The 11,183-nt window shown below is 41.1% G+C and carries 13 protein-coding genes; 4 read left to right on the top strand and 9 right to left on the bottom strand.

Annotation, left to right across the window (positions count from 1 at the left end; genetic code table 11):
* Positions 1–611: 611 nt before the first annotated feature.
* Complete coding sequence (locus OI18_RS22175) at positions 612–1,412, top strand: sensor histidine kinase (RefSeq protein ID WP_039144188.1); 801 nt, start codon at positions 612–614, stop codon at positions 1,410–1,412.
* Here the strand turns inward: OI18_RS22175 and OI18_RS22170 are convergent.
* Entirely contained in the window at positions 1,402–2,061 is a 660-nt protein-coding gene (locus OI18_RS22170; protein ID WP_039144186.1) for a response regulator transcription factor, read from the bottom strand. The two genes, OI18_RS22175 and OI18_RS22170, sit on opposite strands and share 11 nt — an antisense overlap.
* 452 nt (positions 2,062–2,513) lie before the next feature.
* On the opposite strand from OI18_RS22170, the gene OI18_RS24070 reads away from it, so the two are divergent.
* The 3 genes from OI18_RS24070 (at position 2,514) to OI18_RS22150 (ending at position 5,230) form a co-directional block, all read left to right on the top strand.
* Complete coding sequence (locus OI18_RS24070) at positions 2,514–2,900, top strand: hypothetical protein (protein ID WP_152616936.1); 387 nt, start codon at positions 2,514–2,516, stop codon at positions 2,898–2,900.
* A 931-nt stretch (positions 2,901–3,831) separates the two neighbouring features.
* Positions 3,832–4,521 carry a sensor histidine kinase gene (locus OI18_RS22155; RefSeq protein ID WP_240312824.1) on the top strand — a complete coding sequence of 230 codons (690 nt, stop codon included), beginning with the start codon at positions 3,832–3,834 and terminating at the stop codon, positions 4,519–4,521.
* Between the two features lie 58 nt (positions 4,522–4,579).
* Positions 4,580–5,230: a response regulator transcription factor gene (locus tag OI18_RS22150; protein WP_039144183.1), complete on the top strand. Its 651-nt coding sequence runs from the start codon at positions 4,580–4,582 to the stop codon at positions 5,228–5,230.
* 1 nt (position 5,231) lies between these two features.
* Here the strand turns inward: OI18_RS22150 and OI18_RS22145 are convergent, their stop codons facing one another.
* The 8 genes from OI18_RS22145 to OI18_RS22110 form a co-directional block, all read right to left on the bottom strand.
* Positions 5,232–5,888 carry a 3-oxoacid CoA-transferase subunit B gene (locus OI18_RS22145; protein ID WP_039144182.1) on the bottom strand — a complete coding sequence of 219 codons (657 nt, stop codon included), beginning with the start codon at positions 5,886–5,888 and terminating at the stop codon, positions 5,232–5,234.
* 5 nt (positions 5,889–5,893) lie between these two features.
* On the bottom strand, positions 5,894–6,640 hold the full coding sequence (locus tag OI18_RS22140; RefSeq protein ID WP_039144181.1) for a hypothetical protein: 747 nt from the start codon (positions 6,638–6,640) through the stop codon (positions 5,894–5,896).
* 13 nt (positions 6,641–6,653) lie between these two features.
* Positions 6,654–7,358 (bottom strand): CoA transferase subunit A, encoded by a 705-nt coding sequence (locus OI18_RS22135; protein ID WP_039144180.1) that lies wholly within the window; start codon positions 7,356–7,358, stop codon positions 6,654–6,656.
* Positions 7,359–7,391: 33 nt separating this feature from the next.
* The gene (locus OI18_RS22130) at positions 7,392–7,772 is read right to left on the bottom strand and encodes a DUF4296 domain-containing protein (protein WP_160290282.1); all 381 of its coding nucleotides are present in this window, start codon (positions 7,770–7,772) and stop codon (positions 7,392–7,394) included.
* A 23-nt stretch (positions 7,773–7,795) separates the two neighbouring features.
* Positions 7,796–8,716: a type IX secretion system protein PorD gene (gene porD, locus OI18_RS22125; protein WP_039144178.1), complete on the bottom strand. Its 921-nt coding sequence runs from the start codon at positions 8,714–8,716 to the stop codon at positions 7,796–7,798.
* Positions 8,709–9,905: a bifunctional phosphopantothenoylcysteine decarboxylase/phosphopantothenate--cysteine ligase CoaBC gene (coaBC, locus tag OI18_RS22120; RefSeq protein ID WP_039144177.1), complete on the bottom strand. Its 1,197-nt coding sequence runs from the start codon at positions 9,903–9,905 to the stop codon at positions 8,709–8,711. The genes porD and coaBC overlap by 8 nt, the downstream gene beginning before the upstream one ends.
* A 78-nt stretch (positions 9,906–9,983) precedes the next feature.
* Positions 9,984–10,325 carry a DNA-directed RNA polymerase subunit omega gene (locus tag OI18_RS22115; protein ID WP_039144175.1) on the bottom strand — a complete coding sequence of 114 codons (342 nt, stop codon included), beginning with the start codon at positions 10,323–10,325 and terminating at the stop codon, positions 9,984–9,986.
* Positions 10,300–11,115, bottom strand: a complete 816-nt coding sequence (locus OI18_RS22110) for an outer membrane protein assembly factor BamD (RefSeq protein ID WP_039144173.1) — start codon at positions 11,113–11,115, stop codon at positions 10,300–10,302. Before OI18_RS22110 ends, OI18_RS22115 begins: the two co-directional genes overlap by 26 nt.
* Between the last annotated feature and the right edge of the window lie 68 nt (positions 11,116–11,183).

Here is an 11,183-nt window from a genome sequence, read left to right as displayed (position 1 = left end):
ATGGTTGAACATTATACATTTATCACATGCCTAGTGGGGCTAAAAATGCAGTTTCGGTTGATTAAGTCACTAGAAACCAAATACATTCTTTCATTCTGTTTCATTGACTTAATAATCGGATTTATTTATTACTATCTTATTCATATTAGAATAAAGTACCCACCCCTATGGGAAGACCTTCAATTAATCTTTATCTTCTCGGAGATAATTCTAATCCCAAAGTATATCAGCTTATTAATTGGAAGGGAACATTCATTTAAAATTCCAGTTACGATTTGTTTGTCCATGCCAATTATCTCACTTTTTTCCTTCAATTCTGCATCTCTAATTCCTCAAGCTTTTTCTGGATTCTATGTCACCTACTTTTGTTATTTATATATTCGTTGGCTATTAAGTTCAACATCAAACTTTCAACTTAGGTCTTACCAACACTTTTGGATTATTGCAGGGTTGACAATTTGTTATGCAGGCTCCTTACTTATTTGTTTGGCTATTTTAATTGTCACGGTCACAATGGAGGCCCCTATTTCTGACAATCTTAATGAAAATATCTTTGCCTATTTCGTTATAGGTAATATTATAATGCACCTATCATTTATAAAAGCATTTTTATGCAAGAAACAAACTCAAATACATTACTATTAATAATAGTTACGGGATCCGCAATACTACTTTCATTACTACTTTTTCTTTACTCTATTCTCAAATTAAATCTGCGGAAAAAGTCAGAATATTTTGAAACTATAGAACTACTCAGAGTAAATAGCGAGAAGCAGATTCTTGAGACAGCAGTTGAAGTCGAAGAAGAAACTTTTGCTATTATCGCAAGAGAAATTCATGATAATATAAATCAAAGCTTAACGCTGGTAAAACTGGTGTTAAGTACATGTACTTTTCAAGATGAAGCAAGTACGTCTAAAATAAAGACAGCAAAGGAGCTTATTACTACTGCTATCACCGACCTGTCCCATATGTCGAAAAACTTAAATTCAGACGTAATTAAATCAATGGGATTTTTGAAATTTTTAAACGGTGAGATCGAACGCCTAAACTTTATTGGAAGTGTTCATGTAGAACTTATTGTGGAAGATTTCGCCATAGATCTTAATCCTGAAGTTGAATTGATCTTATATAGGATATTTCAGGAAGCAGTTCGCAATGCAATTATGCATGGAAAAGCCAAAAGAATGATTGTGACAATTAAAGAAGAAAATGGTGTTATACTTTTTCAAATAGAAGACAATGGTTGCGGCTTCAATATGGGAGACCTTGCGGCTCGAACAGGTCAGGGGCTGAAAAACATTCAAAAGAGATTGAATTTAATAAAAGGAATATTTGAAATCAATTCTGTAGTTAATCAAGGTACCGTGTTGACAATCAGAGTTGGTAGTTTACATGAATTTAATCAATAATCTTATTCCTCATACCGTACATTATCAACCCTGCGATCGTTTTCGCTCCGACCTTTGATTTCATGTTTTGTCTGATCGTTTCGATTGTTCTAGGACTTAGAAAAACCTCCTTTGAGATCTCTTCAGTAGTTTTATCTTCCGCGAGCAGTTTCAAAATTCGAATTTCCTTATCGGAAAACTTGACCGGGTTGGGGTAAAACTGCCGAACAGACTTTTTTGTTTGCAGCTTTGATAAAACTGCCTTATTCACTAAATCATTGAAATAAAAATCCTCATTCATGCAGGCCAAAATTGCCTGGTAAATCTCGTCTGGATCAGTTGTTTTAGTTAGGTAAGCATTAGCACCCATTTCCATCATTTTGGAAATCATTTCTTGGTCATCATACATTGTAAGTACGATAATCCTAACATCATCGTATTCCTTACGAAGCATTCCAATGGCGTTTACTCCGTCTACTTCCGGCATCCGAATGTCCATCAATAAAACATCTGGCTTTTTCAATTGCATTTTGTGCATAAGGTCCCTTCCATCTTCAGCCTCCCAAAGAATGTTGAGGTATTGTTTTCCCTTTAGGGCCATCTTAATCCCATCACGAAAGATTTTATGGTCATCCGCAATACTAACCTTAATGCTTAACTCGGAGCTCATGGGTTTGGGTAGTTTTTTATAAGGATTCGCGTTTGGCTATCAATAAACGATTTATCGTCAATTATCGTATTTTCCCTCGTTCTTTTCGTTATTTCCGAAAATATAAAATAATAAATCGCAATCCCTTATTTCAATCCTGTGATTTTGTAACTCGGTCTTTCATTTGCTATCACCCCGTTTTGCACAGAGAACTACCCAATTACCACATTACGGTAATGAAAAATGACAAATCTCCGAAATTATCAATGGGGATTTTACTATCTTGGTCGAGTATTTTTACTCGTTTTTGATTAGTATGTTTACTAGTCACTCTCTCGTAAATCCACTACAGCACTGAATTTCAGCCAAATTAGAACAAATTAAGGAAGATTCATCCCATTGTCCTTGGTTTTTTTTTGAATGTTATTCACAAACAGAAAACCAACTCTTACTTCTTACAAAAACTTACTACTATGATGCACACTGAAATTTTGAACACCAACCTGGAAGCTGTAGGCGAGAATATTGGCCAAGAGCTTGGTGCCAAAATGGTTAAGGACTTCCAGGACAACAATCCTAATGAAACTCCATGGTTTTTTATCGGCAAGAACATATTAAACCAAATTATCAATCAACCAGATTGCGCGGGTATTCGTTTTTACAACGCTATCGAAGAATCAGGTGAAAAAACTCTGGTTTTGGTAGGCATTAATAGCGATGGTAATGTTATTGACGAATACAGAACTATCGATTCGGAAGGCAAATTGAATAAAATGGTAGGAATTGTTGCCGATAGAATAGGTAAGCCTGGCACTAAAACTACCGAAACCACTACCACTACACTTGACTGGTGGGCCTAACCTAATTTTTGTGGGAATTTAATTTACTCGTTGGTATTACTATATTTGAGAAATTAATACTGACGATTGGATTTTTTTCTCTACATAACTTACATTACGGCTATTATACCCTTGTTGGTATTCTTATTTAATATTAATAAAAATAAGAATACTTCAACGAGGGTTATTTTTTATTACGTCGTCTATTCCTTAATTAATGAGGTGCTGATGTACTTTTTAAGGAGTCGGCATTATAAGTATGACACAGAGTTGGAAGCCATTTTAATGTGGTCTTTTACTTTTTTTGAATTTCTGTTTTTTTCAATTTTTCTTTATTCTTCTTTATCAAAAAAAGCGAATCGTCGCCTTTTATTGGTCGCTTCAGCGTTATTTGTTTTGTCTGCGGTATTAAACTTGGTCTTCAACTTCAGTCAATCCTCCCATGTTAAGGTTTTTGACACTTTACCTATTTCAATAAGTGCGATAACCCTAATTATTTTTTGTATAATCTATCTTTTCGAAAAAATCCAGTCTCCAGAGATCGGTTTTGTATATGCTACACCCAATTTTTGGATTGTTGTAGGTATAATGATATATTTTGCCGGAACTTTCTTTCTTTTTCTGCAATATTCAGAACTTTCCGTCCAAGAACAGGACAACTTTTGGATTATTAATTGGATATGCATTATTTTAAAGAATATATTCTTTTCAATAGCGTTTTATCTAACAGAAAAAAACAAAAATCCCACCTACGAAAATTCATTGAACTCAACAGCCGAAATGGAATTGAATAAAAATTAACCCTAACCCGTAAATGTTTTTCCTTCAGGTTAATCCGCAGCACGCTAACGTATCCTTTGTGCTTTTTTTTGGCACCATTGGAATGTTAGCATTAACAATAGGCCTGATTGTATTTATCATCTTTCACCAACGGAAGGTCATAAAATACCAAATGACATTGCAGAAAATGGAGCATGAGCAACAAAAGATGTTGCTAAATGCTTCGATCAGGTTGCAAGAAGAGGAAAGACAGCGTATTGCCGCGGATTTACATGACGACGCAGGGCCTTTGCTGGCGACCGCAAGGCTATACCTAAATGAAAACCTGGTAAACCTCGACAAGACCACACAGCTCCAAAGTATTTATAACGCAAAACAAATCATCGACGATACCATACAGCTTATCAGAAACATCTCGCACAGCCTGATGCCGCCGACACTGAAAAACTTTGGCCTTGAATCGGCCGTTAACGATCTCTTTCAAAAGATCAGCGGTTCGGGTAGTATCAATGCCAGTTGCCGTTTCCATGATTATAAGGAAAGGCTGGCCAATGACAATGAACTGATTGTCTTCCGTGTGATCCAGGAACTTATTAATAATATCCTCAAACACAGTAATTCCAGTTTTATTCACTTGACCCAAAATACAAATGGCAATAAATTCTATATCAGAATGCACCATGACGGCAAGGGAATAACCCAGGCAGATTTCGAAAGAATGAATAAAAGCTCGGCAGGACTGGGGTTGAAAAACATCCAAAGCCGCCTAAAAGTGCTTCAGGGACGTATATTTTTTGAAAAAGACCCTTCTCAAACTTACTATAAAGTAACCATCGAGCTTAACAGGGAAGAGAACCCATAAATCCTATAAATCTTAACGCGGATTGCTTAATTTTAGAAGCCGCCAATGCAAGATTCCTATGAGATTGATCAAAGTTGCAATTGCTGACGACCACAAAATATTCAGAAAAGGAGTTATTCTCTCACTTCGCCCCTTCACCAATATCAAATTTGTGCAGGAAGCGGAAAATGGCCAGGAACTAATCGAAGGCCTGGCGGCTTCCCAGCCTGATGTTATCCTTATGGACCTTCGCATGCCCAATAAAGACGGCATTGAAGCCACCAAACACATCGCTAAACATTTTCCCAACATCCACATCGTTATCCTGACGATGTTTGAAGACGAAAGATTTGTCAGCCACCTTATGGAAATCGGTGCCAATGGCTATCTCCTTAAAAGTGCAGATCCCTCGGAGATCAGAAGAGCAATCATGGAAGTGGCTGAAAAAGGCTATTACCTGAATAATTTCGTAAACAGGATCCTGCTAAAAAAATCGCATTCCAAACAAAAGATAATTCCAACCCTCAACAGCGAAATCACCCTGACAGACCGGGAAAGAGACGTGATTAAATATATTTGTATGGAGTTTACCGCGCAGGAAATAGCCCAAAAAATGGAGGTCAGCCCAAGGACTGTTGAAGCCATCAAGGACAGGCTTATGGAAAAATTCGGTACAAAAAATACAGCCGGATTAGTCTTTTATGCTGTCAAAAACAACCTGATAGATTAAATCAAAGTATCATTTCCGGTATATCGCCATCTACCACCAGCCTGCCCGCAGTCTTTCCGATAATTTCATCCACAGAAACACCGGGAGCCCGCTCTAGCAACCTGAACCCCTGATTTATTACCTCCAGTGCAGCTAGTTCAGTCACTACTTTCCTTACACACTTTACGCCAGTCAGCGGCAATGTGCAAGCAGGTAACAATTTCGACTCACCCTTTGGATTCGTGTGCATCATAGCCACAATTATATTCCTCGCGCTTGCTACCAGGTCCATGGCCCCGCCCATCCCTTTCACCATTTTGCCAGGGATTTTCCAGTTTGCAATATCCCCTGTATCACTTACTTCCATTGCGCCAAGAACTGTAAGGTCAACCTTACCGGCCCTGATCATTCCAAAGCTTTCGGAACTATCGAAAAATGCGCCACCAGGTAGGATTGTTACGGTTTCCTTACCAGCATTGATCAGATCCGGATCAATTTCCCCCTCCGACGGATATGGCCCCATGCCCAGCATCCCATTCTCACTTTGCAGCATTATATGCATTCCACCTGGAATATAATTCGCGACAAGCGTCGGGATACCGATCCCGAGGTTTACATACATGCCGTCCCTCAACTCCTGTGCAATACGTCTGGCTATGCCATATTTGTCGAGTGCCATTGGTTTTAATCGTTTAAAATCGTTTGGAAATAGGGAGTCTGCTTTTTCTGTTCCAGGGTAGAGCGGAAAAATTGACCAAGTAAGGGATTAACCTCTTCCAGTCGGGCGAAGTTTGATTCCACTTCGCTTACTGCCGCCCGGACTCCAGCAGCATCGAATCCATAATGCCACATCGAACTTTCTTCGTTTTTTTCCTGGTCTTCCTTCAGATCCATGATATCGTCCATCAGGAGGAACGAAGGAACCAGCAGATACCAGTAGTCTATTGTCTTGCGAATAATGTCTGCCGGCACATCGGGCACCGTTAACAAATACAACAGCGCGTCGCCCCGGTTCAGTGCAGAATTACTTGTACCCAGCTCTCCATCAGTGACCAACGGTTTGCGGCTGAAGTAAGTTCTCAGTCCTTCCAGTAACCACTGTTGCCTGCTGTGGGGCGCAATAAGTTGGTCTATATTCCGGATGTGACTGTCAAAATCAAGATCTCCAAATTCATAACAGGCTGCCTGGTGAAGTATCTGTTCCATTAACCCTACATATTCTTCATTCAGCAGGAACTCTTTTTCAATTCCAGCTTTCCATTGAAGATCAAAAAAGAGGGGAATGAACAGGTAACCAGTTCCCCTTGCCACATACAGGTAGCGACCTTTCCAATACATATTTCCGGAGGGTACTTTCCTGTCCACAAAAAAAGCGGCGATTTCAGGGTCAACGCCCATTCCGCCAGACAACTGCTGTTTACTGGTAAACATAGAATATTAGGGATTATCGGTTTTGTGCCAACTGAACAGTTCGGCGTTCAATTCGCTTTTCGTATTGTTTATGTGAAAAGATACGATGTACATAGATTCCGGGCACATGAATGTTGTCAGGATCAAGTTTCCCCGGTTCAACGAGCTCTTCCACCTCTGCAATGGTTATGCTTCCAGCCCTGGCCATTGAGGATGAAAAATTACGCGTCGTTTTACGGAAAACCAGGTTTCCATAACGATCACCCTTCCACGCTTTTACAATAGCAAAATCTGCATACAACGCCTCTTCCATCAGGTAATGTTTGCCATTGAACACTCTCACCTCTTTGCCCTGGGCGATCTCTGTACCGTAACCTGCCGGTGTAAAGAAAGCCGGTATTCCCATTCCAGCCATCTGTATCCTGGTTGCGAGCGTTCCCTGTGGAATCAGGTCAACCTCAAGTTCTCCGCTCAGCAGCTGCCTTTCAAACTCGGCATTCTCACCCACGTATGAACTCATCATTTTACTGATCTGCCGGGTCTTTAATAATTTCCCCAGGCCGAAATCATCGACACCGGCATTATTGGAAATACAGGTGAGCCCTTTTACGCCCTTTCTTTCCAGCGCAGAAATACTTGCTTCGGGGATGCCACAAAGTCCAAAACCGCCTAACATAATCGTAGCATTGTCAGCAATGTCAAATATCGCATCGTCGGCATTGGAATACACCTTATTCATATGGCAAGCAATTTGAAAATAAATATAGGAAAGCTATTTAGGCTGGAGGATTTTTTTCGTATCCCTTTTCCCTTTAGGATGGGAAGAAGGATTGATAGCTTCAATTCGCATGCGCGTTGCAGTTGCTTCAACGGAATCGAATATCGCCTTCATTTCCCCAGGCCTTCCCAGGTAATACTTGTAACTGTCGTAAAAGGTTTTATAGTCCGTTTTATACAAACTGAACACCTGCTCATACTTTTCGGACCGCAACTTTGCCAGGCTTAAACTGCTGTCCGTCGGCAGCACCTGGCTGCTGTACTCATCCATCAGCATAAGTCCATATACAACCGGCACCATCTGTGCCCTGGTCATCAGGTTTTTAGGTTGGTCTGCCGCCTGTTCACATGAAAGAACCGTAAGAAAAAGGCACATGACCATAAGTAAACGGTAAGATATCATTTCATCTCCTGTTTATAGGTATTCGCGTTTGAAATATCAAGCCTTGACAACAGGTCAAGTGCCATTGATTTTTCATCAGGCGCTGATTTTTTGAACATTCGCGAAAGTTCCGCAGTACGTCCCTGGAAGAAAAATGGCAGGATCATCGAATTGGGTAATTCGCCATTAATTGTATTCAATTGTTGCAACGCAGTTATAACAGCTTTGCGCGCTTCAGCCTCCTTTTCATAAAACTGGTCGAGACCCAGCCGGAAATAACCATAGTAAGCATCATGTACAAGCGTGTACCTACTACTTGTCAGATTTTCCATTAACCAATACCGGTTCCGTTGGCCGTCAAAAGCATTCCAGCCCAATATGTCCCGACTGTTTGGCGAATTGTTTACGATATTCTGTGCCCTGACAAAATATGGATCTCCGCCGCGTAGTGCAAATGAATCACCATCCAGGCCCAGGATAATATTTACGTAATAGGCTAGTACAGCGGTCAGGTTGGAAACCAACGGGTCGGTGCCGGTAACGCGGTTCTCGTTGAATTCCAACTGTTGAAATTCAACATAACGAAATATCAGGCTTTCATCTATGAAATTGATTAAAGGACTTACATACGAGGTGTTGTATACGGGCCTTGCTGCCTGAACTGTCAGCGTAGCATTATAAATGTTTCCGTCGAGTGCCTCACTAATATTAATCAGAAAATTGCAGACGATTTTCTCATTCGGTTGATACACTTCCCGAGTCCACTTCCGGTTATTCAGGAAATTGTTCAGCGCGTTCTGTAATGTCGTAAACACTTTACGATCCACTTTCGAACTCACCTGGTTGGACATGACTACCACCTTCGCCTGAAGTTCCTGGGCAACTGTCTGCAAAACCGGGGCAAGCAGCAATAACAGGATTAAAAACCTTTTACGCATGTTGTTTTTTAAGGATCATATCTACAATATCAGCTGCAACTGCGGACTTTGACTTAACAGGGTATGGGATCTCTTCACCATCTTTCAGGAATATGGTCACCTGGTTAGTATCATGACCAAAGCCTGCACCAGCATCGTTCAAAGAGTTCAGTACAATCATATCCGCATTCTTCACCCGGAGTTTCTCCAATGCGTTTGTCTTTTCATCATTGGTTTCCAATGCAAAGCCCACAAGGAACTGACCATTTTTTTTCTGCTTTCCCAGTTCTTTGAGAATATCCCGCGTTTTATGAAGCTCAAGTGAAAACGTTCCTTCCTTTTTCTTGATCTTTTTATCAGAAATTACAACTGGCGTATAGTCAGCAACAGCAGCAGCCATCACTGCTATATCCACATTGCCGAATCCACCGACACATGCCTCATACATTTCCGCCGCTGTTCTCACCTGGGTCACACGAATGTTAGGGGCTGATTCAACCTTTACTCCAGGTCCGGCAACAAGTTCAACCATTGCTCCGCGCGAAGCAAATTCGCTTGCAATCGCCAACCCCATTTTACCGGAAGAATGATTTCCAATGAACCTCACCGGATCGATCGGTTCGTATGTCGGTCCTGCAGACACCAGCACAGTTTTACCGGCAAAGGCATTGTTATCGACAAAATAATTAGCTATTTCCCTGAATATATCCTCAGGTTCTGCCATACGGCCTTCACCAACGAGGCCGCTTGCCAGTTCTCCTTTTTCTACGGGAATGATCCTGTTTCCCGCTTCCTGCAGTGTATCCAGGTTCCGTTTTGTCGCGGGATGCTTCCACATATCTTCATCCATCGCAGGAGCTATCCAAACCGGGCAGGTTGCCGAGAGATACGTTGCGAGGAGCAAGTTGTCGCAGTAACCCCCTGCCATCTTTGCGAGAGTATTGCAGCTAAGCGGAGCTACCAGCATCAGGTCTGACCACCTTCCCAGCATTACGTGATTAGACCAGGAATTTTCTTCAAACAGGTCCGTCTGCACAGGATTCCTTGAAAGGGTTGACAATGTAAGCGCCGATACAAAGTCTTTTGAAGCAGGCGTCATCACAACCCTGACTTCTGCGCCACTTTTCACAAGCAGCCGGACCAGGGTGATCGATTTATAAGCAGCTATGCTACCTGAGATGCCTAACAGGATTTTCTTACCGTGCAACATGCATTAAAATTATAAAAAACAGGGTGTCCGGCAATTAAATTATGCCAGACACCCTGTTAAATATCATCGTTGATGGAATTAGCTGAAGAGCTTATCCTCGTTCTTCCTGTAATATACTTTTTCTTCCATGAACTCTTGCGTTGCCAGCAACGCCGGGTTCGGCATACGTTCGTAAGCACGAGAGATTTCGATCTGCTCCTTGTTTTCATGGATCTCTTCGAGACTGTCGGTATGTGTCGCAAACTCTTCGAGTTTGTTATGCAACTCTTCCTTCAGGGCAATATTGATCTGGTTTGCCCTTTTAGCAATTACAGCAATTGACTCATACAGGTTACCAGTTTTACCCTTGATTTCCATCAGGTTCTTTGCTTCAGCTACATTACTGGTGTTCGAACTAAGCTGACGTCTTAACTTGCTCATTTTTTATTGCTTTAATATTGTTTTGTGCTAAAGATGAATATCTATCAACATCCCTTTTCAATTTACTGTCGGGGAAACGGTCTGTAAATTCATTACACTCTTCAAGCACTTTCTCGTACCGTTCCGCCTTTTTTTCATCAACACTCAGGTTGGCATACTCAAAATAAGACCTGATCACATGCAACTTATACTCATCGCTTTTTTCCGAATCAGGAAAATTGTTCATCAGGTTGGTAAAAGCGATAGCCGCTGCATGATATTGCCTGATATTAAAATACAACTCAGCACTGCGCAACTCCTTCAACTCAAGCTTAGCCCTGCATTTATCAATAATTTCCGTGGCTTCCTTATTCCTCTCCGAGCCCGGGTGGGTATTGATAAATGTCTGCATAAGTCCGATCGTACGTGAAGTGTTGGTCTGGTCAAGTTCCACTTTAGGCGATTGCTTATAATAGGTATAGGCACGCATATATTCCATCTCCTCGGCTCTCTTGCTGGTAGGAAACACCTCCGTAAACCCCTTAAACAGGTTCTCTGCGTTCATATAATCCCGCTGGTAATAGGCGCAGTAGGCGAAATTATAATATACGTTTTCAAACTTGTCATTTCCTTTTAATAAGGGAAAGAGCTCTTCATACAGCTGTTGGGCCTGGTTGTATTTTTTCTTCGCAAAATATTGATCGGCCATCCGCAACTTATAGTCATAGTCCGTGCTCTTCTGCACTTTAGCGAATTTGGAACACCCGGTTCCCAGTAAAGCTGCTACAATCACCAAAAAAAATACTCTCATAAAAGGCCTGCAAAGTTAAAAGAATTATCCAAATATAAAAAAGCCCCGCAAATGCGGGGCTAATTATC

Origin of the sequence: Flavihumibacter solisilvae, assembly GCF_000814475.1 — a bacterium.
GTDB lineage: Bacteria > Bacteroidota > Bacteroidia > Chitinophagales > Chitinophagaceae > Flavihumibacter > Flavihumibacter solisilvae.
This window is presented reverse-complemented; position numbering and strand designations above follow the sequence as displayed.